This is a genomic window from Actinobacillus arthritidis (genome assembly GCF_029774155.1).
Classification (GTDB): domain Bacteria; phylum Pseudomonadota; class Gammaproteobacteria; order Enterobacterales; family Pasteurellaceae; genus Actinobacillus; species Actinobacillus arthritidis.
Genome location: NZ_CP103833.1, coordinates 676,307 through 701,811, shown reverse-complemented (window position 1 = coordinate 701,811; position 25,505 = coordinate 676,307). Strand labels below are relative to the sequence as shown.

The 25,505-nt window shown below is 38.6% G+C and carries 15 protein-coding genes and 6 pseudogenes; 5 read left to right on the top strand and 16 right to left on the bottom strand.

Going from position 1 to position 25,505, the window contains the following annotated elements; genetic code table 11:
• Nucleotides 1–15: 15 nt before the first annotated feature.
• Nucleotides 16–570, top strand: coding sequence for a TetR/AcrR family transcriptional regulator (locus NYR89_RS03370; protein WP_279446336.1), 555 nt, complete (start codon nucleotides 16–18; stop codon nucleotides 568–570).
• 85 nt (nucleotides 571–655) lie between these two features.
• Here the strand turns inward: NYR89_RS03370 and NYR89_RS03365 are convergent, their stop codons facing one another.
• From NYR89_RS03365 to rplM, 7 genes and pseudogenes are all read right to left on the bottom strand, one after another.
• Nucleotides 656–1,981: an L-cystine transporter gene (locus NYR89_RS03365; protein ID WP_279446333.1), complete on the bottom strand. Its 1,326-nt coding sequence runs from the start codon at nucleotides 1,979–1,981 to the stop codon at nucleotides 656–658.
• A gap of 95 nt (nucleotides 1,982–2,076) precedes the next feature.
• Nucleotides 2,077–2,848 (bottom strand): annotated as a pseudogene (locus tag NYR89_RS03360) (Zn-ribbon-containing protein).
• A pseudogene (locus NYR89_RS03355) lies at nucleotides 2,829–3,751 on the bottom strand (cation diffusion facilitator family transporter). Before NYR89_RS03355 ends, NYR89_RS03360 begins: the two co-directional pseudogenes overlap by 20 nt.
• A 30-nt stretch (nucleotides 3,752–3,781) precedes the next feature.
• Complete coding sequence (locus NYR89_RS03350; protein WP_279446331.1) at nucleotides 3,782–4,327, bottom strand: ABC transporter ATPase; 546 nt, start codon at nucleotides 4,325–4,327, stop codon at nucleotides 3,782–3,784.
• Nucleotides 4,327–5,109 carry a peroxide stress protein YaaA gene (gene yaaA / locus NYR89_RS03345; protein WP_279446330.1) on the bottom strand — a complete coding sequence of 261 codons (783 nt, stop codon included), beginning with the start codon at nucleotides 5,107–5,109 and terminating at the stop codon, nucleotides 4,327–4,329. The genes NYR89_RS03350 and yaaA overlap by 1 nt, the downstream gene beginning before the upstream one ends.
• Before the next feature lie 120 nt (nucleotides 5,110–5,229).
• Complete coding sequence (rpsI, locus tag NYR89_RS03340; protein WP_279446329.1) at nucleotides 5,230–5,625, bottom strand: 30S ribosomal protein S9; 396 nt, start codon at nucleotides 5,623–5,625, stop codon at nucleotides 5,230–5,232.
• 16 nt (nucleotides 5,626–5,641) lie between these two features.
• A complete protein-coding gene (rplM, locus tag NYR89_RS03335; protein ID WP_005596850.1) occupies nucleotides 5,642–6,070 on the bottom strand; it encodes a 50S ribosomal protein L13 in 429 nt (142 codons plus the stop codon).
• Nucleotides 6,071–6,377: 307 nt separating this feature from the next.
• Between rplM and NYR89_RS03330 the strand changes: the two genes are divergently transcribed.
• Nucleotides 6,378–6,776, top strand: coding sequence for a Z-ring associated ZapG family protein (locus NYR89_RS03330; protein ID WP_279446328.1), 399 nt, complete (start codon nucleotides 6,378–6,380; stop codon nucleotides 6,774–6,776).
• A 41-nt stretch (nucleotides 6,777–6,817) separates the two neighbouring features.
• Here the strand turns inward: NYR89_RS03330 and glnD are convergent, their stop codons facing one another.
• From glnD to rlmE, 5 genes and pseudogenes are all read right to left on the bottom strand, one after another.
• Nucleotides 6,818–9,373, bottom strand: coding sequence for a bifunctional uridylyltransferase/uridylyl-removing protein GlnD (gene glnD / locus NYR89_RS03325; protein WP_279446327.1), 2,556 nt, complete (start codon nucleotides 9,371–9,373; stop codon nucleotides 6,818–6,820).
• A 100-nt stretch (nucleotides 9,374–9,473) separates the two neighbouring features.
• Nucleotides 9,474–10,692: pseudogene (locus NYR89_RS03320) on the bottom strand (aromatic amino acid transport family protein).
• Nucleotides 10,693–10,906: 214 nt separating this feature from the next.
• Nucleotides 10,907–12,121, bottom strand: coding sequence for an aromatic amino acid transport family protein (locus NYR89_RS03315; protein ID WP_279446326.1), 1,215 nt, complete (start codon nucleotides 12,119–12,121; stop codon nucleotides 10,907–10,909).
• Nucleotides 12,122–12,344: 223 nt separating this feature from the next.
• Entirely contained in the window at nucleotides 12,345–14,270 is a 1,926-nt protein-coding gene (gene ftsH, locus NYR89_RS03310) for an ATP-dependent zinc metalloprotease FtsH (protein ID WP_279446634.1), read from the bottom strand.
• A 104-nt stretch (nucleotides 14,271–14,374) separates the two neighbouring features.
• A pseudogene (gene rlmE, locus NYR89_RS03305) lies at nucleotides 14,375–14,999 on the bottom strand (23S rRNA (uridine(2552)-2'-O)-methyltransferase RlmE).
• Between the two features lie 262 nt (nucleotides 15,000–15,261).
• Between rlmE and guaB the strand changes: the two are divergent.
• From guaB to NYR89_RS03280, 3 genes and pseudogenes are all read left to right on the top strand, one after another.
• On the top strand, nucleotides 15,262–16,725 hold the full coding sequence (guaB, locus tag NYR89_RS03300; RefSeq protein WP_279446325.1) for an IMP dehydrogenase: 1,464 nt from the start codon (nucleotides 15,262–15,264) through the stop codon (nucleotides 16,723–16,725).
• A 167-nt stretch (nucleotides 16,726–16,892) separates the two neighbouring features.
• Nucleotides 16,893–18,466, top strand: a pseudogene (gene guaA / locus NYR89_RS10920) (glutamine-hydrolyzing GMP synthase).
• A gap of 168 nt (nucleotides 18,467–18,634) precedes the next feature.
• Entirely contained in the window at nucleotides 18,635–20,080 is a 1,446-nt protein-coding gene (locus NYR89_RS03280) for an alkaline phosphatase (RefSeq protein WP_279446322.1), read from the top strand.
• Nucleotides 20,081–20,125: 45 nt separating this feature from the next.
• On the opposite strand, the gene mepA is transcribed toward NYR89_RS03280, so the two are convergent.
• From mepA to NYR89_RS03260, 4 genes and pseudogenes are all read right to left on the bottom strand, one after another.
• Entirely contained in the window at nucleotides 20,126–20,956 is an 831-nt protein-coding gene (mepA, locus tag NYR89_RS03275) for a penicillin-insensitive murein endopeptidase (RefSeq protein WP_279446321.1), read from the bottom strand.
• Between the two features lie 695 nt (nucleotides 20,957–21,651).
• A complete protein-coding gene (locus NYR89_RS03270; RefSeq protein ID WP_341536368.1) occupies nucleotides 21,652–23,256 on the bottom strand; it encodes a DUF4153 domain-containing protein in 1,605 nt (534 codons plus the stop codon).
• A gap of 317 nt (nucleotides 23,257–23,573) precedes the next feature.
• Nucleotides 23,574–24,047 (bottom strand): VENN motif pre-toxin domain-containing protein, encoded by a 474-nt coding sequence (locus tag NYR89_RS03265; RefSeq protein ID WP_279446318.1) that lies wholly within the window; start codon nucleotides 24,045–24,047, stop codon nucleotides 23,574–23,576.
• A 220-nt stretch (nucleotides 24,048–24,267) separates the two neighbouring features.
• Nucleotides 24,268–25,498: pseudogene (locus tag NYR89_RS03260) on the bottom strand (ShlB/FhaC/HecB family hemolysin secretion/activation protein); the annotation flags it as partial.
• Nucleotides 25,499–25,505: the final 7 nt, after the last annotated feature.

The window sequence follows — 25,505 nt, the reverse complement described above, 5'->3', positions numbered from 1 at the left end:
TAGAGAAAAATTGTTATGTCATCTGAAAAACAAGATTTGCGAGTGCAAAAAACACATAAAGTTATTCGCACCGCTTTTATGGAATTATTGAAAGAAAAACCCTTTGAAAACATTGCAATACAAGAAATTCTTGAGCGAGCATTAGTTAATAGAAATACCTTTTATAAATATTATTCAGGTAAAAGCGATTTGGCAGGTGTAATGATTAACGAATTTAAAGCTGAATACGCCAATTTAATTGATAAAAGAAAGCAGACTCTTGATTTGAATAAATTTATTGATGACATTTTGCCTCAATTCTATCAAAAACGAGAAGTAATTTTGATGTTATGGAAAATCAAAACAAAACGCCATCATCTGTGGGACGATATGTTTTTGATGATAAAAAACAATTATATTGCTACCCAGCAAGCTAAACTCCCCCATCACAATTTAGATTATCAAGGTGAGTTAGTCGCCACGATAATTTTAAAGACGATGCAATATTACTTTGAGCGAAATTCAACGATTCCGGTAAAACAAGTCTGGAATGAAATTGAACAAATTCTAAAAGCACTTCAAACTGTTTGAAAAGACAAAGGGGCTTACGCCCCTTTTCTATTTTCGATAATAAGCGGTCAAATTTCGTAAAATTTTTGCCCAAAAACACCGCTTGTTATGCTCGGTTAAGCCACTTATTGCTTAATGTACCTGCCACCATTGAACCGTTTACGTTTAATGCGGTACGTCCCATATCAATTAGCGGTTCAACCGAAATCAATAAGCCGACTAATTCAATCGGTAAATTTAAGGTGGAAAGCACCACGATTGCCGCAAAGGTCGCACCGCCGCCAACGCCTGCGATTCCGAATGAAGAAATTGCTACCACTAGAATTAACGTGACAACGTAGCTAATACTAAATGGATCAATACCTACCGTTGGTGCGACCATTACCGCTAACATTGCCGGATAAATCCCCGCACAGCCGTTTTGCCCAATGGTTGCACCAAAAGTCGCTGAGAAATTCGCGATAACATTCTGATTACCTAATTTATCGGTTTGCGTTTCGATATTTAACGGTAAAGTCGCCGCACTTGAACGAGAAGTAAAAGCAAAACTGAGTGTTGGTAACACTTTTTTATAATAATCAAACGGATTCACTTTTGCCACGAAAAGCAAAATACCATGCACTAAAAACATTAAGCCGATTGCTAAGTAGGAAGCAACGATAAAGCTACCTAGATTCACAATATCTTCCCATTTTGATGTCGCCGCCATTTTCAGCATTAAAGCAAATACGCCGTAAGGGGTTAAACGAATCACAAAGCGGACTAAACGCATCACTAATTTATTTAACGTATCTACACCAGTTGCAATACGTTCGCCTAACGCTTCATCTTCTTTGGCAAGGCTTAATGTTGCTATGCCTAAAAATGCAGAAAAAATTACCGTGCTAATAATTGAGGTCGGGTTTGCACCGGTTAATTCTAAGAACGGGTTTTTCGGAATGAAGGACACTAGCATTGCCGGGACAGATAAGTTTGACACTTGCTCTACTCGCCCAGCGACTTTGCCTTGTGCCGCCAATTCTCTCCTCACCAGCAACCAATCCTTCCGCCGATAAATCAAATAAATAGACCATTGCAATACCGATTGCGTACCAATCGCTGTAGTAACCAATAAAACCGATAACACACTAAAACTGATTTTACCCAATGATCCTGCTTGTTTTAGACGAGTAATCGCCGATAAAATTGAAATAAATACTAATGGCATTACGATCATTTGCAACAAGCGTACATAACCATTACCAACTAAATTTATCCATTCTAAGCTCGCATCAATTTCAGCTTTTTGGTAAAAATTTTGCAAAATTGCACCGCTTACTACCCCAAGTAATAAGCCGACAAAAACAGTTTGTCCTAATTTTTGCGTGTTCTTATACAGTAAAAATAGTAGGAAAAGTAATGCTGTAAATACAGCTAAATTAAGGATAATCATCCGAATCTCCAAACAATAAAAAATGAAGGCGAGGATATAATCCTCACCTCATATTTTCAATTCAACTTTCTCATTTTATAGATCAGAAAGTTATATTATTGTACTTCCCAGCTTAAATTAGAGATTAAACGACATTTGTCGCACTTAAAGTGGAACACTTGATGCAACGGATGTGCTAATTTCCATTCTCCTTGACACTTAGGACACTTACGCTGATGTTCTGCAGTTAAATCATTACCTAAACGATATAAATAATAGAAAGTCGGCACACCACTTAGCGTTTCAAGTTGACGACATAAGGTTATTCCCATTTGTGAAAGTTCGCTATTGACCTCACTAATTTGTGCTAAAGCCCGTTGCTCTAGCACTCCGCCATTCATTTGCAACTGATCGCAAGATTGCCAATTTTCTTGCCATTTAATCAGCTGTTCACCAAGCTGTTGCTTGCTGTTTTGTAGCCTGATAGAGCGGAATCGCACAAAAATCCTCGCCGCCATAAACCGGCGAGCAACTGTCTAAATGAGTAGTATAAAGAATTTGGAATGATTGCTGTTCAAGTTCGCTAGTTTGTTCCGCTTGATAATCTCTGCCGACAATTTCAAACGATTCAAATTCTACGCCACTTTCTTCTGCCTGTAATAATGCCTCATTGACTTCCTCACTATTCCATTCCGGCATTAAACTGGTTTGCTCCGGAGTTGATACTCGTACTTGGAAGTGTGCTTGCGGATTTTGGTGATAAGTTACCGCAAATTCTCGCCCGATAATCTGTCCGTTAAAACGCCATTGATTAACAATTTGATTAATAAGCGTGACAGGATCGCTTTCAAAATTTTGATAACTAAAATTAGCGATAACTTGGTACATAATCTTTTACTTGTCCTAATTTAAGCTCTTGCTGAACAATTGAAGTCGGCTCTTGATGAATAATAATTTCTGAATGAGGAAACACATCAAGAATTTTCCGCTCCAGTGAATCCGTAATATCGTGAGCCTCTAATAGCGTTAGATTATCAGCTAATTCTAAATGGAGTTGAATAAAGCGTACCGCACCAACTTGACGGGTTAATAAGTCATGAAAACCAATAATCTGTTCGTGTTTGGTAGCTAGCTCAATAATTTGATCAATTTCTTCTTGAGGTAATGCACGATCTAATAATACTTGTACTGCATCCCAAAACATTTTAAACGCATTAATACCGATATAAAGTGCAATGCCTATCGCAAAAAGTGCATCTGCATATACAAAACCATATAAATTCAGCAACATCGCTACTAAAATGGCCCCATTCATAAATAAATCGGTTTGATAATGTAGGGAGTCAGTTGCAATCGCAGGACTTTTAGTTAGGGCTACAACTCTCTTTTGATACCATACTAAACCACCTGTTACGATGATAGAAATTATACTGACAATAACCCCAAGTTCAGATCCTTCAATAAAATTCGGATAGGTGAGTTTATGAACACCTTGTAACACTAAGAAAACTGCTGACCCGCCAATAAAAGCACTTTGTGCGATTGCGCGAGTGATTCTGCTTTCCCATGTCCGAAAGTATGCTTTTCATCTGCCGGCAGTAAGGCAAAACGCAACACGATAATATTAGTAATCGATGCTAATAAATCGACAACTGAATCCGTCACCGCCGCTAAAATCGAAATAGAGCCGGTTTTCCACCACGCAACCGCCTTAATTAAAATCAGTAAACAAGCTACAATAATTGCAAGATTTGCCGCTCTTTTTACCAATTTAATATATTGTTGCTCCATACACTTCCCCTAGTATGTATACCACTATATTTATTTGCACATAATCAACCATGGCATTGTTGCCAGTTGTTGTGCCAATTGGACTAATGAAGCCTGATAAGCAGTCGGATTTTGCCATTTTTTCACAGAAACAGGTCGCTTATCCGAATATTGAATTTGCCCGTAACCACATTGCAAATCTCGCCCTCGAGAAACTTCAAGTAAAACATCATTAAAACGCTCAGTTGGCGGATAGATTACTTCGCTACGCAACTCTTGATTCTCAATACGGACTTTAGATTGCGTATTATTTTGTTGCGCAAATGCCGCCTGGCGAAGCACTACTCGCTGTTGCAAAGTTTTCCCTTGAGAATTTTGATCTAAGAAAAATAAAATCCCATTATTCCAATGTTCAGGATCTTGCTTTCCATCAGCCAGTAAATAAAGCAACTGTCGCATTTCATCAATACGATTATCCGTTACCTTCACATAAGATTTACCTTGGAAATCCACTTTTTCCGGTAACTCAAATTGCTTTTGGGTGAGGCTACAAGCGGTCAAAAATAATGAAAATCCTGCAAGAAAAAGCCAACGCATTATGCCTGCTCCTCACGTTTAAAGACGAGTTCCGTTGCGCTAGATGCCTCTTCATCAAACCAATAGCCACCGTAATTAAAGGCTTTTAACTGATCCACGTTAGTCGGTTGATTTTCTAAAATAAAACGTACCATCATACCGCGCGCTTTTTTCGCATAGAAACTGATTTGCTTAAACTTGCCGTTCTTTTCATCTAAGAATGCCGGTTTAATAACGGTCGCTTGTAACTGTTTTGCTTTTACTGCACCATAATATTCGTCCGAAGCAAGGTTCACTAAGATGTTATCGCCTTGTTCATCAATCGTCGCCTGTAAATGTTGAGTAATAATATCGTCCCAAAACGCATAAAGATCTTTGCCTTTCGGATTAACTAATTTCGTTCCCATTTCTAAGCGATACGGTCGCATTAAATCAAGCGGTTTTAGTAAACCGTATAAGCCGGACAGTATACGTAAATGCATCTGTGCATATTCTACTTGCGCCTGAGTAAGCGTTTCTGCATCCAGTCCGGTATAAACATCACCTTTAAACGCAAATAAGGCCGCTTTAGCATTTTGTTCGTTATGTTCCAGTTGCCATTCTGCAAAACGGGCTACATTCAGACTAGCAAGTTTATCGCTGATCGACATTAAAGAACCTAGTTCTGCCGGTGAAAACTGTTTACAGATATCAATCAGTTGTTGACTATAAGCGGTTAATATCGGTTGAGAATTTGCAAATGAGAAATTAGGTGCGGGGGTTTCAAAATCTAATGTTTTGGCAGGAGAAATAATGGCTAACATAAAAAATCCTTGGTTAAAAATCTGACTTATTTTAGCACTTGTCAGGCGATAAAAACAGAAAAGGCAGGAATAATCCTGCCTTCTGCTGATAATACTTTCGTATATCGGTAATACTCGAAATTAACGTTTTGAGTATTGTGGACGACGACGTGCTTTGTGTAAACCCACTTTTTTACGTTCAACGCGACGTGCGTCACGAGTAACGAAGCCAGTCGCACGTAATGCAGGGCGTAAAGTTTCGTCGTATTCCATTAATGCACGTGTGATACCGTGACGGATCGCACCTGCTTGACCAGAAATACCACCACCTTTAACAGTGATGTATAAATCTAATTTATCTAATAACTCAACTAATTCTAATGGTTGACGAACTACCATGCGTGAAGTTTCACGACCGAAGTAAACGTCTAAAGAACGTTGGTTGATGGTAATGTTACCACTGCCCGGTTTGATAAATACACGAGCTGAAGAGCTTTTGCGGCGACCTGTGCCGTAGTTTTGATTTTTTGCTGTCATTTTCGATGCTCCGTGATTAGATGTCTAAAACTTGTGGTTGTTGTGCGGCGTGGTTGTGTTCGTTACCTGCGTAAACTTTTAATTTACGGAACATTTCACGGCCTAAAGGACCTTTTGGTAACATACCTTTAACTGCGATCTCGATCACTGCTTCTGGACGACGTGCAATCATTTCTTTGAAAGTTGCATCTTTGATGCCACCTACGTAGCCAGTGTGCCAGTAGTAGATTTTGTCAGTTTCTTTTTTGCCAGTTACTGCTACTTTCTCTGCGTTGATAACGATGATGTAATCACCTGTATCTACGTGTGGAGTATATTCAGCTTTATGTTTACCGCGTAAACGGCGTGCTAATTCAGTAGCTAAACGACCTAAAGTTTTACCTGTCGCATCTACTACGTACCAGTCACGTTTTACTGTTTCTGGTTTTGCTACAAAAGTTTTCATTAATTAAATACCAATATTTTTAGTTATAACCCAATTCACTTATTATAAATAAGCGAATTACCTATATGACGGTAGAATCCGACCCCTTCGAGTCAAAATCTGACCAAACTTGTTCGGCGGGAAAGTCCAAACAAAACAGGGTGCGAGGATTATACAGATTTTTTCCCTAAAAAGCTAAATTTTTTTGCATAAAATATAAAATTTGTCGGGAGGCTCAAATTTTTAAAAATTAACCCTTTGAAAGTCTTCTCATACCTAATGTAACGTGATAAAAAATAGTTATCTTTATAACCTAGAGGATTCTAAGATGGAACAATGGACACCTAATGTATGGTTTGCGATTTGTGCGGCTTTTTTTGTCGGTATTATCGTTGGATGTGCGGTTGTTCGTGCTTTAAAAGGCAACGTAAAACAACATATTCAACTTGAAACGGAACTTAAAGCGACCAAAGAACAAGTTGAAGCTCAAAAACAGCAACTTGAACAACATTTTGAGCAATCTGCCGCATTGCTTTCCACATTAGCAGAAGACTATAAAAAGCTGTATACGCATTTGGCAAAAGGTTCGGAAATGCTTGTTCCGGAAGCTAAACAAGTTGAGTTTTTTAAACAACCACAACTAACTGATAATGCGAAAAACGTGAGTGACGATCAGCCCCGTGATTATTCGGAAGGTTCATCAGGTTTACTAAAAACACAATCTTGATGTTTAATGTAAAAGGGCTATAAAGCCCTTTTTTATTCTCATTAGGAGTCTGCCAGTTCCTCTACTAACGCTGATTTCAATGCTTTTTGAGTATTATCATCTAATGCCTGATTTTGTCGTGTCGTAACAACAAAAAAATCTTCGACTCTTTCACCAATCGTAGTGATTTTGGCGTTGATTAAATTTAAATCCAACTGATTTAGCACATCACTGATTTGTGCTAATAATCCCTCTCTATCCAGTGTAAATAGTTCAAAAGCGGTCTGATTTTGTTGAGAATTGGCTAAAAATCTCACATTTGTTTGACGTTTAAAAGATTGATGTTTTACCGGCTTACGCATTGGTTTATGAATTTTCGCATCTTTTGTCGTTAATACTACTTCAAGTGATTGCCTAACTTGCTCGCAACGCATTGAATCTAACGGATTTCCATTCAATTCCGTGACAATAAAGCTATCTAAAACCAAACCATTTTGGCTTGTAATAATCTGTGCATCATGAATACTGATTTTCTTTTGACTGAGTATTTGGGCAATACGTAAAAATAGTTGAGGCTGATCTTCACAATATACAAAAATTTCAGTCGCACCTCGTGCATATTCATTGCTGACTAGCACTAACGGCATTGTTTGTCGCTTAAGATAAGATAAAGCGTGCCAAACTAATTGCTTTGGTTTATGACGTAGGAAATAGCTACTTGGGCACGATTGCCAAAATGTTTGTAACGTTATCCGTTCATCCGGTTTTAACGTAAATTTAATTAACTCTAACGCTTGTAATCTATTCATCTCTGCTTCTTTTTGATAATCGAGCGTTTTAACCAATTGTTGACTGGTAAATTGGAAAAGTTGGGCAAAAAGCGACCGCTTCCAATCATTCCAAAGTGTTTCATTCGTCGCACAAATATCAGCAATCGTTAAACACATTAAATCGGCTAAAGCGGTTTGATTTTCTACTTTTTCTGCAAAGGCTTTTATTACAAATGGGTCGTGGATATCCCGTCTTTGTGCCGTAATTGACATCGTTAAATGTTCACGTACTAACCAAACCATTTTAGCTATCTGATCCGCGTCAAAATTATGCTGCAATGCAAATTGTTCCATATCCAATGCACCGACTTCTGCGTGATCATCTTCTCGTCCTTTTGCAATGTCGTGAAACAATGTCGCTAAATAAAGTAACGGTTTATGCTGACAATGCATAAAATGCTGACAACAAAGTGGATGCTGTTCTGCCGTTTGTTTATCTAAAAAACTTTCCAATTTCAGCATCACTCGGATAGTATGTTCATCTACCGTATAAATATGAAATAAATCAAATTGCATTAAACCAACAATATTTTGCCATTGTGGTAAATAAGCCGTTAATACGCCTAATTGGTGCATTGGAATAATCGCTTTTTTAACAACATTCGGCTGTTCAAATAATCGAATAAAACGTGCTCTGGCTTCAGGCAATGCACTTAAAGGCTGATTCAGCTTATATAGTGCTAAACGTAAATGCCTTAACATCGTGGCACTGGCACTTACCTCAGGATATACGGTTAAATAATAGAATAAATCAAGGATCGAACTCGGTGTATGGATAAAGCACCTGCGATCTTGGCAATGAATTTCTGATCCTTGCAAATAAAAATATTGATCCAGCGGTCTTTTTTCCAAATTATTTTGCGATCTCAATACCTGTTGCTCAAAACTATTTAACAATAATTGGCTGAGCTGGGAGATCGTTTGTGTTGCTTGAAAAAAGGTCTTCATCATCGCTTCTACCGCTTGATTGCCTTCTCCTTTATAGCCCAATAATTCACTTAATTGTAGCTGGCGATCGAAACGTAGGCGATTATCATAACGTTTAAGCTGTAAATGCAACGCAAAACGCATACGGAACAAGATCGTTTGTGCTTTATTCAGCTCTTGAAACTCTTCAGGAAATAAGATTCCCTTATTCAATAAACTTTCAAACGAATAAGTCCCAAATTGCCGCAAGAAGATCCAAGAAATCAAATGCAGATCTCGCAATCCGCCCGGGCTATGCTTAAGATCCGGTTCAAGGTTATAACTGGTGTTATGGTAACGCGCATAACGATCATTCTTTTCCTCTATCTTCGCTAGAAAGAACGCTTCTATCGGCCAATAATCTGCTTGATATATTTGCTCAACTAATGCTGTCCATAGCTGTTTATTACCAGTTAAAAAACGTCCTTCATAAATATTTGTTGCAACAGAAATCTCTTTACGTCCAATCTCTAAGGATTCTTCTAATGTTCTAATACTTGCACCGACTTGTAATTTACAATCCCACAAAATATTAAATAATGCGTTAAGCTGTTGCGTACTTTTCTCATCAATGCTCTGCTCTGTGAGAACTAATATATCCACATCAGACAGCGGAAACATCTCTCTTCGACCATAACCGCCCACGGCAATCAATGCCATATCCGTACGTCTATCAAAGCCAAAAGATTGCCATAGGGTTAATAATAATTCATCGTAAAAATCACTACGCTGATAAATCAGCTCAAAAACATCACCTTGAGAAAAAGCGTGACGTTGTTTCGTATTAAATTCAATAAGCCGTGATTTTATTGCAATATCCATCTTTTCTTCCTGACGAAAAAATTCTCAAAGTATTCTTATATAAAAAAGCGGTTAGAATCTGCAAATTTCTCACAATTTCTAACCGCTTGTATTTTATATGTTAGCCAGCAACTTGTGGTAAATATCCTAACTGAATAAAGAATGGAATAATCATAATGATAATACCAGCAATTAATGCAATCACGAGTGCAAGCATTCCCCCCAATCACTCGATAAGCTAAATTTGGATCTTGCTGACGTGCTTTCCAAGCTAAACCGATTGGTAATAACATACCATAGAAGGCAAAGAGTAAACCTGCATAACCTAACGCGCCGATAAATCCATTTGGATAGAATAACGAAAATAATACTGGTGGAATAAAGGTTGCTAAGGTCAACCATAAACGATTTGCCGGTAAGTTCACACGTTTTAATAAATCACCCACACACTCGAAAATCCCCATTGCTACGCCTAAGAACGAGGTAATCAATGCAAGTGCTGAGAATAAACGCACCATTTCACCTAAAATTGTACTGCCGGTAATTTGGCTAGTGGCTTTCACTAAACCATTTAACGTTGGATCTTGTTTTAAAATCTCTACAAATTCCGCTTGGGTTAACACACCGTGCGTTGCGAGTTGCCATAATAAATACGCCACTAATGGAATTGCTGTACCAATATAAATCGCAATACGGATTTTACGAATATCTGCATCTAAATAAGTATTGATACTCGCCATAATTACGTGGAAACCAAATGAGGTAAAGAAAATCGGAATGGCAGATACTACAAATAAATTATCAAGCGGAACGGCAGTTAAATTCTCCAATTTTGCTTTTGGTAGCATCATTAGCAACACAAATACAAAAGCGATGATTTTCCCAATAAAGAGTAAACGAGTTAAACCATCTACCCCTTTGATACCAATAACGACAAATGAACCAAGTAATACGGTAAACAGTAAAATTCCCACTTGGTTTGTGATTTGTGCATCACCGATTTCCGGCAACAACCCTGATAATAATGAACCACCACCAGTAATATAAGCGACTAAAAGTGCATAAAGTAGAATTAATAAACTTGTTGTCGTTAATACTCGTCCTGAGATACCAAAATACTGTTCAGCTAAACTCGCTACCCCGATATCTTGTTTTGGGGCAGTTTGGTAAACTTCCATAAACAATAAACCGGTATAAGCTAATAATGCCCATAAACAAATCAGTAAAACTACTGTTGCACCAAAACCCATTCCAGCAGAAGTGAGCGGCATCGCTAACATTCCCGCACCAATCGTTGTGCCTGCAATCATCAAAGCACTGCCTAAAATTTTATTTTTCATTTATATAATAACCAATAAGATTGTATTTACAGTTAACTTAAAACAAGCGGTCAAAATTTGTAATTTTTTACGGCATTATGTAACAGTTGCAAAAAAGTTTATTTGTAGGGGCGAACCGTGTTCGCCCCTATATAATTGAAACAGATTAGCCTCTTTGTGCATTTGCTACATAATTTCGATTTTTTAGCCAAATTCGACCACTTTCTCTACATTATTATCCAATTACTCTCGGTAAATAACCGGCTTCAATAATAAATGGCACGTTAATGATAAATATTGCTAATAATAATGCAATTAATAATGCCACATTGCCGCCAAATACTCTATATTTTGCCTCCGGATGCAATTTACGGAACTTCCACACCATCGCAATCGGTAAAACTAACGCATAGAAAGCAAACATTTGTCCTGCGTAACCCAGTGCGGCAATAAAACCTTCCGGATAGAAAAAGGCAAATAACATTGGCGGAATAAAGGTTAATGCCCCCAAAGAAATACGAGGCGTATTGATATGCACGCGTTTAAACAAGTCTTCTAAACATTCAAATAAACCTAACGCAACACCTAAAAATGAAGTAATAAGAGCCAATGCCGAGAATAATTTAACCGTTCCACCAATTAATGAACTACCAGTCATTTGCTGAATTGCTTCCGCTAAGCCGTTTAACGTCGGATCCTTTTCAATTAATTGTAAAAATGCGGTTTGATTTAATAATCCATGTGTCGCAAGTTGCCATAATACATACGCAATTAGCGGAATCGCCGTACCGACTAAAATCGAGATACGCAACGCTTTGACATTTCCGTCTAAATATTTATTTAAACTCGGAATTGAACCATGGAAGCCGAAAGCGGTAAAGAAAACCGGGGTTGCAGAAATTAATAACGCATTATCAATCGGTGTTTCAAGTAAATTACTTACTGAAATATTCGGTAATAACAAGGCTAATACTAATAAAAACGCACCGATTTTAGTTAAAAATAGGATACGATTGATAATATCCACACTCGTCGTTCCGATTACCACAAAAGCGCCAAATACAAGTGTAAAAATCACACCAGCAATTCTTTTTGTGGTTTCTGCATCATTAATCGTTGGCAAGATACTTGCCAATAATGAACTACCGCCAGAAACATAAGCGGAAAGAATCGCATATAAAAAAATCACTAATACCGCAGTAGAAACAATTCTCCCCAAATTACCGTAATATTTTTCAGCTAAGGTCCCAATCCCTGCATCACTTTCCGCATTTTGATACAGTTCAACGAATAACAATGCACTAAAACAAAGTAATAACCAAAGTGCAATAAGCAATACTAATGTCCATCCGAAACCGATCCCAGCAGAAGTCAGCGGCATCGCCAACATTCCTGCACCAATTGTCGTCCCTGCAACAATTAATGTACTTCCAAGCGTTTTGTTTTGCATATCTAACCTCTAAATTGTTATGAATGAAGCCATTCTACAAGAACAAAACAAAAATGTAACGAAAAAATTTCACCGTAAACTAAATTTTACACCATTGAAAATCAACAAGTTAGCTTCATTTATGGGATTACAAGTTTCCAAAAAATTCAACCGCTTGTAAAATCAACAAATTTCAGGCATAAAAAAACCGAGAAATTTTTATTTCTCGGCTCTTTATTAATCACTAAGCATCTGCTTGTTTATCCGCAACTTCTGCATCAGAATGGCTCGTTTCTGTCGGTTTTGAGTCCGTATCCGTCTTTTGTACAGTATTAGAATCATTAGATGAACTGTTATCCCCCTTATCATTCCAACCTGCCGGCTCACCAACTGGACGACGATTCATTAAATCATCAATTTGCTTACGATCTAAGGTTTCATATTTTAACAATGCGTCTTTCATCGCATGTAAAATATCCATATTGTCTTCTAAGGTTTTCTTCGCACGCTCGTAGTTACGATCAATGATTTTACGCATCTCTTGGTCAATCAATTTTTGCGACTCTTCCGATACGCCTTTGATTGCCCCCATACCGTCTTCATTTTGATAGAACAGCGGACCTAACTCTTTAGAGAAGCCCCATTGGGTTACCATTGCACGAGCAATTTGCGTTGCACGATGAATATCCGAAGACGCACCAGTAGTAATTTTATCTTCACCAAAAATAAGTCCTTCGGCAATTCGTCCTGCAAATAAGGTTGAAAGCTGGCTTTCCAATTTGGTAAAGGTTTCACTTACACGGTCACCTTCCGGTAAAAATTGTGCAAAACCAAGTGCTTGGCCACGAGGCACAATGGTTACTTTATTGAGCGGATCATGTTCAGGCATTAAATAACCGACAATCACGTGACCGGCTTCGTGATAAGCGGTATTCATCAATTCTTTTTCGGTCATCGTATTTGAACGACGCTCCGGCCCCATATTGATTTTGTCACGAGCTTTTTCAAAGTCATCCATGGTTACAACACGTTGATTTTTACGTGCGGCAAATAAAGCGACTTCATTAACTAAGTTTGCTAATTGCGCACCTGAATAGCCCGGTGTACCACGAGCTACAATCATAGGATCAACATCCGGTGCAAGCGGCACTTTTTTCATATGCACTTTTAAGATTTGCTCACGACCTTTCACATTCGGTAAATCTACCGTGACTTGACGGTCAAAACGTCCCGGACGGGTTAATGCGTCATCAAGCACATCCGCACGGTTCGTTGCGCCGATAATAATCACGCCTTCTGAACCTTCAAAACCGTCCATCTCAACTAACATCTGGTTAAGGGTTTGTTCACGCTCATCATGGCCACCGCTAAAACCTGCACCACCACGTTTACGACCGACCGCATCAATTTCATCGATAAAAATGATACAAGGTGCATTTTTCTTCGCTTGCTCAAAAAGATCACGTACACGAGAAGCACCAACACCAACAAACATTTCTACGAAATCAGAACCCGCCATCGTAAAGAATGGCACGCCAGCTTCACCGGCAATCGCTTTCGCTAATAAGGTTTTACCTGTACCAGGAGGACCAACCATTAAAATACCTTTTGGGATACGTCCACCCAGTTTTTGGAATTTACTCGGATCTTTTAAGAAATCCACCACTTCGCCGACTTCTTCTTTAGCTTCATCACAACCAGCTACATCGGTAAAGCGTGTTTTAACTTGCTCAGCAGTCAGCATTTTCGCTTTGCTCTTACCAAAACTCATCGCACCACGACCGCCACCGCCTTGCATTTGACGCATATAAAACAACCAAAAGCCGATTAGCATTAACATCGGGAACCAAGAAATCAAGATTTGAGATAACAAACCACGGCGTTCTTCCGGTTGACCGGTGACCGTTGCATTTGTTTTCGCAAGATCAGCCAATAAGTATTCGTCATACATCGGCATTACGGTTTGGTATTGCGTACCATCGTTTTTAGTAACGGAGATGGTTTCATCATTACGTTTGAAATCCACTTCTTTCAAATTATTTGATTTAATATCATTTAAAAAAGTCGAATAAGCAACCGTATTGTTGTTACCAAAATTTGAGTTAAAGCCCTCAAAGGCAGTCATTAAAACAACTGCAACCACTACCCAAAGGACAATATTTTTAACCATATCGCTCAAGGTTAATTTCCTCTTTTAGAATAAAAAAACTTGTTATATCACTCGATAACAAGCGGTCAGATTTTTGCAAACGCTTTGCAATTTTTAACCGCTTATTAGCCTTTATAACCCGTTGCTACAATATAAACTTCTCTTGAACGATCTCGAGAAGCTTCAGGTTTACGCACTTTTACTGTGCTAAACATTGCACGAATATCTCTTAAATAATCATCAAAGCCTTCACCTTGGAACACTTTGACCACAAAACTGCCTTTAGGTGCAAGTACCTGACGGCACATATCTAAGGCTAATTCTACTAAATACATTGCTCGTGGAATATCAACTGACGGCATACCGCTGAAATTCGGTGCCATATCCGACATAACCACATCGACCATATCATCGCCGACACGCTCTAATAAAGCATTTAACACCGACTCTTCTCGGAAATCGCCTTGCAAAAAATCCACACCAACAATTGGATTCATATCTAAGATATCGCAAGCGATAATACGCCCTTTACTACCAATTTGCGTGACCGCATATTGCGACCAGCCGCCGGTGCGGCCCTAAGTCAACGACTGTCATTCCCGGTTTAAATAAACGATCAGTCTGCTGAATTTCATCTAATTTAAAATAAGCTCGTGAACGTAATTTTTGTTTATGTGCTTTTTGCACGAACTGATCTTTAAAATGCTCCGCCAACCAACGAGATGAACTGGCACTTCTTTTTCTGCCCATCCTTTATAATCTCTTATCTATAATTTAAAAATACAGTTTACCATAATAAGGGCAATTTATCTCAATTCAAGAGAGAAAAGCGATTGGAAAGTTAAATTTTTGTAATAAGCTAAATAAATTAAAAATAACAGTTAAATTTTAAACAAAAGCAAACGTTTGCCCAAAATTCAAATTTACAAAAAAAAGAAACCTCTGTATAATCCGCTCGCAATTTTTCCCATACCTATTTTTATTTTCAATAATTTTTAAAGGAACTATTGCGATGCTACGTATCAAACAAGAAGCCCTCACATTTGATGATGTTCTTCTCGTCCCTGCACACTCCACTGTGCTTCCAAATACTGCTGATCTTTCTACTCAACTTACTAAAGAAATTCGTTTAAATATCCCAATGCTTTCCGCCGCAATGGATACTGTCACAGAAACTAAATTAGCGATTTCTTTAGCACAAGAAGGCGGTATCGGTTTTATTCATAAAAATATGTCTATCGAACGTCAAGCGGATCGCGTACGTAAAGTGAAAAAATTTGAAAGTGGTATTGTTTCGGAACCTGTTACTGTGTCGCCGGATTTAACGCTTGCTTCTCTTGCTGAACTTGTGAAGAAAAACGGTTTTGCCGGTTATCCTGTTGTTGATAGTGAAAATAATTTAGTCGGTATCATTACCGGCCGAGACACTCGTTTCGTTAAAGATTTAACCAAAACTGTTGCAAAAGTAATGACACCGAAAGAACGCCTCGTCACTGTAAAAGAAGGTGCAACGCGTGAAGCAATCTTAGAATTGATGCACGAACACCGTGTTGAAAAAGTATTAATGGTTGATGACAACTTCAAATTAAAAGGCATGATCACCGTTAAAGACTTCCAAAAAGCGGAACAAAAACCGAATGCGTGTAAAGATGAATTCGGTCGTTTACGTGTTGGTGCGGCTGTTGGTGCGGGCCCTGGTAATGAAGAACGTATTGATGCATTAGTGAAAGCTGGCGTGGACGTATTATTAATCGACTCTTCACACGGCCACTCTGAAGGCGTATTACAACGTGTCCGTGAAACCCGTGCAAAATACCCTAACTTACCAATCGTTGCCGGTAACATCGCAACCGCTGAAGGCGCAATCGCATTAGCAGATGCCGGTGCAAGTGCGGTAAAAGTGGGTATCGGCCCGGGTTCAATCTGTACTACACGTATCGTAACCGGCGTAGGCGTACCACAAATCACTGCGATTGCAGAAGCAGCAGCGGCATTAGAAGGTCGTGGTATTCCTGTAATTGCAGACGGTGGTATCCGCTACTCTGGCGATATTTCAAAAGCAATCGCGGCGGGCGCAAGCTGTGTAATGGTGGGTTCTATGTTTGCCGGCACGGAAGAAGCACCAGGTGAAATCGAACTTTACCAAGGACGTGCATTTAAGTCTTACCGTGGTATGGGGTCATTAGGTGCAATGAGCAAAGGTTCTTCAGACCGTTATTTCCAATCAGATAACGCGGCGGATAAATTAGTACCGGAAGGTATTGAAGGACGCATCCCATACAAAGGTTTCTTAAAAGAAATTATCCACCAACAAATGGGCGGTTTACGTTCTTGCATGGGCTTAACAGGTTCAGCAACCATTGAAGATCTTCGTACTAAAGCACAATTCGTACGTATCAGCGGTGCAGGTATCAAAGAATCTCACGTTCACGATGTGACTATTACTAAAGAAGCACCGAATTATCGTATGGGTTAATCTTAGGCTATCTTGTGTAGCACAGTACCCACGGCTTATGCCGTGGGTTATGCATAATTCAGCTCCGCTGGAGCTGGGCATTACAAATAAACAAGAGCTACAGAGTAGCTCAACTATGCGTAACCTAGGGCGAATCGCCCTAGGTTTTTATAAAAAAGAGAACTTAAATGAACAACATTCACAATCATAAAATTTTAATTTTGGACTTCGGTTCACAATATACGCAATTAATCGCACGTCGTGTGCGTGAGATTGGGGTTTACTGCGAGCTTTGGGCGTGGGACGTTACCGAAGAACAAATCCGTGAATTTAACCCGACCGGGATTATTCTTTCAGGTGGTCCTGAAAGTACCACCGAAGAAAACAGCCCTCGTGCACCGGAATATGTATTCAATGCAGGCGTACCGGTATTAGGTATTTGCTATGGTATGCAAACCATGGCGATGCAATTAGGCGGTTTAACTGAAACTTCTGATCATCGTGAATTCGGCTATGCTTCCGTTGATTTACAAGCAACTGATGCGTTATTTGCAAAATTAAACGATAATTTGACCGCTTCTGAGCCGAAATTAGACGTTTGGATGAGCCACGGTGATAAAGTAACTCGTTTACCACAAGGTTTCCAAATCATTGGTGTCACACCAACTTGCCCGATTGCGAGCAATGTCGGACGAAAGCCGCCGTTTCTACGGTGTACAATTCCACCCGGAAGTAACTCACACGAAAAGCGGTTTAGAGCTATTAACTAACTTCGTAGTAGGCATTTGTGGTTGCGAATGTAAATGGACAGCAGAAAATATTATCGAAGATGCTGTCGCTCGTATTAAAGAGCAAGTAGGCGACGACGAAGTAATTTTAGGCTTATCAGGCGGTGTAGATTCATCAGTTACTGCATTGCTATTACACCGTGCTATCGGCAAAAACTTACACTGCGTATTTGTGGATAACGGTTTACTTCGTTTAAATGAAGGCGATCAAGTGATGGAAATGTTTGGCGATAAATTCGGTTTAAACATCATTCGAGTAAATGCCGAAGACCGTTTCTTAGATGCGTTAAAAGGTATTGATGAGCCAGAAGCAAAACGTAAAACCATCGGTAAAGTGTTTGTCGATGTATTCGATGATGAATCTAAAAAGCTGACCTCAGTAAAATGGTTAGCACAAGGTACTATCTACCCTGACGTGATCGAATCAGCAGACAAGCAAAACTGGTAAAGCACACGTAATTAAATCTCACCACAACGTAGGTGGCTTACCAGATTATATGAAACTCGGTTTAGTTGAGCCGTTACGTGAATTATTTAAAGATGAAGTGCGTAAAATCGGTTTAGCCCTTGGTTTACCGGCAGAAATGCTTAATCGCCACCCATTCCCAGGCCCAGGCTTAGGTGTGCGTGTATTAGGTGAAATCAAGAAAGAATACTGCGATTTACTGCGTAAAGCGGATGCAATCTTTATCGAGGAACTTTATAAAGCGGATTGGTATTACAAAGTAAGCCAAGCGTTCACCGTATTCCTTCCGGTGAAATCAGTGGGCGTGATGGGTGACGGTCGTAAATACGACTGGGTTGTTTCACTCCGTGCAGTTGAAACCATCGACTTTATGACCGCACATTGGGCGCATTTACCATACGATTTACTCGGTAAAATCTCAAACCGTATTATCAATGAAGTAAACGGCATTTCCCGCGTGGTATATGACGTTTCAGGCAAACCGCCTGCAACGATTGAGTGGGAATAAGAAACCCGCTTTTCGGTTGATTACAATTCATTTCAAGAATAGCTCAAAGCCCTGTGATTACAGGGCTTTTACTTACCATCTATCTAAAACTTTAGCTTACTGTCATATAAATGTCATAATTAATCCATAAAATACACCTCGACTAAATAGTCAATCTAAGGAGTAATTATGAAATTATCAAAAATTGCATTATTCTTATGTGTAGGTGCAACTATTCATCAAACGGCTATCGCAAAGTCAACCGCAACTGAAAGTCCTAAAGCTAAAAATGTTATCCTATTAATTAGTGATGGTGCTGGTATTAATACTTGGAAAGCCGCAAGCTATTTCCGTCACGGAGCATTGAGTAAAGAAGTTTATGATAAATTTGATGTAAAATTATTTGCTTCAACCTATCCGCTTAATACCTCGAATAAACCAACCAATTCACTTGAAAACTCAATTAAATTTGATCCTAAAAATCTTTGGAATAAAGATAAATCTAATTATCAGCACAAAGGCAATCTTACAAGCTATCCTAGCTATTTCAGCGGATATGAATATGCTCAAACTGATTTTACTGATAGTGCCATTGCTGCAACAGCCTTAGCTAGCGGTCAAAAAACCTATAACAATGCAATTAACTGGTCGAATAATGACACTCGTATCAAAAATATTGGTGAATATGTGGTGGAATCTGGTCGTTCTTTAGGGGTAATTAGTAGCGTACAATGGAGTCATGCTACGCCGGCAGGTTTTTTATCACATAATATAAGCCGTAATAATTATGCTGAAATTGCTCAAGAAGCGGTAAAATCCGGACGTGCATCCGTTATTATGGGAAGTGGTCATCCGTATTTTGACAAAAACGGTAAAGCTACTCAGCCAAAAAATGAAAAAGATTTCCGTTTTGTTGGTGGTAAAGAAACGTGGGAAAACTTAGTTGCAGGGAAAACCGATTATAAGCTAATTGATAGTAAAGCAGATTTTATTGCACTGGCTGAAGGTAAATTAGATTTTCACGGTAAACAAAAAATACTTGGTACTGCTCCGAATAATGCGACCTTACAATTTAATCGAGATGGTGTAACGGCAGGTAATCGGCTTGAGAACCAACCAGATTTAGCCACAATGACGTTAGGTGCATTAAACGTGGTCAGTAAGAATGATAAAGGCTTTTTCTTAATGGTTGAAGGCGGTGCGGTGGATTGGGCGACTCACGCTAATAATTTACCTCGTTTAGTCGAAGAACAAATTGATTTTAACCTTGCAGTCGAAGCAACAGTAAACTGGGTTGAAAAGAATAGTTCATGGGATGAAACATTACTCATTGTAACGACTGATCATGGCAACGGCTTCTTGCAAGGTCCTGACTCTAACGACAAATTCTATTCAGAAATCGTTAACCAAGGTGCAGGCACACTACCGCTTGTTCGTTGGTATTCGGACAACCATACCAGAGAATTAGTACCCATATTTGCGAAAGGTTTTGGAGCAAAACATTTCCTTGAAATCGCAAAACCAGAGACCAACTTAGGCACTTACTATAAAGCCACACCGGAAAGCCAATTCTATGTTGATAACACAGATATTTTCCGCACTATGCTCAAAGCATTTGCGATTAAAGCAGAATAATCATTAACCTAGAAAAACGCACCTAATTACAGGTGCGTTTTTTTATTAATTAAGCCCTTGTGACGATAGAATCATCTGGCATTGAACCGGGGGCATTGGTAATACTTTCGGTTTTGATGCAGTTGATCCTGCCGGAGCCGGTTCAAACCATGAATAAAGCTCCGAACCACAACCATCACCTGCTGGGATCGGGGCTTGGTTTTCACAATTTGGTGCATTTTGCGGACAACTTAAACGAACGTGCATATGCGAATCGTGTCCGTACCAAGGACGTACTTTACGTAACCAATTTCTATCTGAACCAGCGGTATTACATAATTTCACTTTAATCGCCGGATTCACGAAAATTCTATCTACACGAACATCTTGTGCGGCTAATTTTACCATTGTAGCATGCTGTGGTGTCCATACTCGTTCATCAACCACTTGGGCATCTCGATTCACCATTAATGTCGCCAAACCTGCCGGATTTTTTGCGGTTTCTTCGTCCATTGGACCGAATTTAAACCAAATATCCGCATCTAAGCCAGTTTGATGACTGGCGTGACCAGAAGAAAAACGACCGCCTGCCGGCATTCCCATATCACCAATTAAAATTGGCGGTAAACCCGCATTTTTCGTATTTTGAGCTAAACGTTGTAAAAAGGATAATAAATCGGGATGGCCGTAAAAACGATTACGTGCAGAACGAATCACTTGATAACCTTCGCCTTTTAAAGCTAATGGTCGCGCACCGATAATGCAACCGTTACTATAACCACCGATAGGCTGTGCTTGCCCGGTAACAGGGGTACGAATTTGTTCCCAAAGTGTTGCTTGAGTTGAAGTAGCTAAACTAAGGAAACCTGATAACAAAATAGTTTTAAATTTTTTCATAAATGCTTTCTAAACGGATAAAAAAGAGTAAGTCTTCTTATTTTCACAAAACAAATCCCAAAACATTTATTTAAAATCAACAAATTAATAGCCATTAAGGAATTCAACGACCTTGATATGGTGATTAATTCGCTATTTAACTGTCTTCGGTTTTCTTGGAAAATAACCGTGAGGTTTCCCTCATTACTATTTAGTTTACTCTAAAAGCCTATCTAATTTAAATCATTTATTTTTAACTAATAACATACTTCAACAGATACAATCCGTTGTGCTTAAAAAGTAAAGAGAGAATGGAAATATTCCGAGGAAATTCAGGTACTTGGGTATTCTCCAATATGCTACTCTACTCCTATCTAGAGTGCCAAACCGACACAAAAACAAACGGTCAAATTTCGCTAAATTCTTGCAGATTGCAAAAAAATTTAGGGATATTTGACCGTTTACAGATGAATTTAATTTTACTCTTCTATCATATCGTAAGATTACGAGTAATGAAATTTCATCACTATTTTCATATCTTTTTCTTATTATTTTTCTTTAGGATAAATATTACTTTCCCCCCGATAGCACGAGTGTTTCACTCGTGCCAAAACAAGTGCTTGATTTACCGCTAAAATTTATAAAATACTCAACATAATTAACAGTTTACAACAGATAAGAATTGACACTCGTCAGGAAACGAGCACCATTAGTGGCTATTTTATTAATAATGTTGCACTACGTAAATAACTAAAAATATAGCCTTCCGTTTTGTGAAATGTTATGTGAAATGAATCAAATTGCACTACTTGCTCTTTGGCTTTATCTTCAATCGTGAGAAAATCATTATTCAGTTTTTTTAATGTTTCATAAGATTGTTTTGTCTTTACATCAAGACCATGTTTTTTAAACACTGTGCGAACAACTTCATCTAAATCTAAACAACCAAAAGATTCTTCTTCTCCATTTTGTTCGATGGTCAAACAATATCTTGTAGATTGATATGGCGTTGTTTCGTATTCCGTATTCACAAAACCAGATTCCCAACGAATTAACCGTTTATAGTCTGAAATATCCCAGTCGATGTGTTCTTGTTCTAGATTAAATAGCATTTCATTCAAGGCGTTATCTTTGATTATTTTTATTTCAGACATCTTTCCATCAAACCCACTAAGGTTTGAAATATTCTGACCATACTTCGCTTCCAGTTTTTTAATATCTTCCTTATTACCGTACAATAAATACCACGTAATATCCGATAATGCCTGATATTGCTCAGCCTTTTCCCCATCAATATGAGTAAGTTTATCAAAATCAATCTGTTTAATTTGTCGATTTTCATCAAATAAGTCCAATTTCTCCGCTAACATTTCAAACCGTTTGATTTGGCTATTAAACTCTATCTCTTGCGGGTTGAGAATGTAAGTCATAGAGAAAACCGCCGCAATTACAATGATCGCAGAATAACGATATTGGCGTGTTTTTTGCACAAATAATGTGGCATAACAGAGCAAAAGTGCGGTAGCCATCGCCACTAAATAAATTCGATGTTCTGTCCAGCCGTAATCTGAAATACGGCGTTCAATCGCCAGATAAAGCAATACAAATGGTACAATGGCTAAATAAGGATAAAAACGGAAAAAGCCATTCCAACGAGGTTTGGCACTAATTACACGTAGGCAATAAATTGCTAAACCTGCGATTAAATAAGGCAATACAATGTTTGAGACCATTCCTTTTGGTAAATCGGTCGCCAGCAAAATCTTCCCGACATACGCATAAAGTAATGCGGTAAAAATCATCAACGCAGGTATTGCGATAAAATTAAGCAAAATATCAAGCCAGCGGTTCAGCGTCATTTTCTCGGTTTGACGTTGCTGAAAAACTAAGAAAAAGAGCGGAACAAAAAAGAAATGAACAAAGAACGAACTACGTAGATAAAAATTCTCTGAAAATGCGATGCCAAAAAGAATTTTAACACTTAGCATTACGGCAAATAAAATACCAAGAATCAAACAGCCCGTGAGTTCAGCGACGATAATATTAAACGCCGTGCTGAATTTGTGAAACATATAAGGCTGATTTTCACGCTGAAACGGCACGCTACAAAGCATAATCGCCGTGATCCACAGCAATGCCCAATATTTAGGGCTTTCAAAGTAAAACTTTGCATTATCATTCACCGCCCATAATGCCACGCAACCTAACACAGGCACGAGCCACGAAAATTTATACCAACGTGTTGAGCGAGTGAGATAAATCACCACAAAGAAAACCGAAGCAAAAAGCCAATAGGCAAAATGATGATAAGAAAGATCTATCCACCAAAACGGAAAAGCGAATAGGGTAATTAGCAGGATTTCAAGTGGGTCTTTGCGAAATCGCCGTTTTTGTTTGTTGAGCCAAACGATGAAAGCGTTGTGAAAGTGTCATAAATTTACCTTTAAAATTAAAAATAATTACTAGATTATATTAATTAAAGGTCGCATGCGAGGGCTTTTTAAAGAAAGATCGGTCGGAATTTGATAAGAAATTTGCCAATTCCAATTTCTTGATCATTTTAGTAATTCAAGATTTCCTTATTTTAGCGTGCGATTTTTTTGGAAATTTAACCACTTAACATACATACGTATATGGATTATTTACTTTTATTAGACTTCCAAGAAAGCGAATTTCCTTCGCAAGCTGAAATTAAAGCTAAATCGCTTTCTCTATCCTTATTCTTAATTTCACTAAGTTCCGTAATTTCTTCTGATGTAATAACCCCTCGATGTAGTTTATCCTCTAATTCTAATTTTCTTGCCGCTTCTTGAGCTGAGAGATAGTTATTCTCCACCGCCCTTTTTGCCGTTTCTATCCCTTGTAATGTTCCTGCCGTATTACCGCCCACTCCATTACCAACTAAAGCACCCGATAATTGACCTGCAACACTCAGTAACTCTCGCTCTTCTTCACTTAATTGGCTTGCTTCTTTGTTAAAAACCACTTCCGATAATAACATTGTACTCGCTTCGCCTGCCACACCTGATGCCGCTTTCTGCTTCCGTTCGGAATAGCTATCTACTGCACCACGCCGGCACTCGACTCCTGCGAGTGTCCAAAGCCAATACAAAAACAAGCGGTCAAATTTCGGCGAAATTTGACCACTTGTAAGGTTATTCTTTTACAAATCTACTGCAAAAGTATCCTCTTCTTGAACATTTAGATACTCTATCGAAATCATATTTCACGAAGGTAAATTATTTTTTAAATTAAACCATAGATTCTACTTTACCTGTTAAATAAAACTCACGAAAAACACTAATTTGCGGACGTGAAGTCCCTTCATTCTAAAGCTCTTCCGGTGCGGATAATGCCCCTCTTGCACCCGTCCCTCGCTTATAACCTCCTGATAATTCTAAAGTCGCATAGCCTAGGTATTCTTTATGTGAAATGCCGGCTTCCCAACCTGCCATACGACGTTTTTGAACATCAACTTCCGCACCATCAATATAGTTTTGTGATTGACGAGACCAAAAACTGCCTGATACCGATGTCTTACGTTTACTATCTCGATAAAGTAAATAAGAAAGGGTGGCTTTAGTGGTATTACTTTTGCCTGAGTAAATGTAATTATTATCAAATGCCCCAAAGACTTCTTGGTGATAGCGGTTATAGCTCTGCGAAGCAGATAATGTCCAATAACCGAAAGGAATAGAATAATAGAAAGTAAAGCTTTTGCTGGCTTGTTTTCCCTCGTCATCATTATGTGTATTTAAACTATGTGTGAAGGAAGTATAGAAAAGGTCGTTTGCGGAAAAAATGTTATCAAAAGATAGTGTTCCATTGGCTTGAAATTTGCCGGTTGAAGTCGAACCAGCATCATCTAAACCAAGGTTTAAGCGAAAAGGAAATGCTTGTGCATAGCTAATTTTTAAATCACTGGCCCACTAAAGCTAATTCATCTTCACTCGGTAAAATCTCAATATTCGCTTCTGCCGTTGGCACACGTTTTAAATTTTCTAAAGACTGCTCAATATCACGAACATTGAGCAAATCGCCTTTTTCAAAGGTAAAGGCGGTTAATGCGTGTAATTTGGTAAAACGAGGCACAACACCGCTATCCGCCACAATCGTATTACGCACTTTCCCCAAAATGACGGTTAAATTTAACTTACCGCCACGCAAATTTTGCTCTTCCGTCACCACTCAGGTCGTTACATAACCTTGTTCAATAATATTATTTTGCACCTGTTTCATTAAAATGCCTAAACCTTCGCCTCCAAAACAATGTGGCAAAGTGAGTTTTAAATCCTGTGCGGCTTTATCTAACGCCCATTGAAATTGGCTTGTTGAGGAAGTTGAACTGTAATCGGTTAATGAAATTTGGTGAATGGGGTAGCAAGGGGATTCGTTATGAGGTAAAGAAATAACTTGATGGGTGGAAGTATCCAACCTTACCTCTGCTTGTGTCCGTAATGATTTATCTTTGGATTGTTGATATTGTTGTTGCCTTTGTTGTTGTGTTGCATCCAGTTTCAACAACATCGGATCTACACTTTCTGCACGAATAGAAAGAGAAATACCAAAC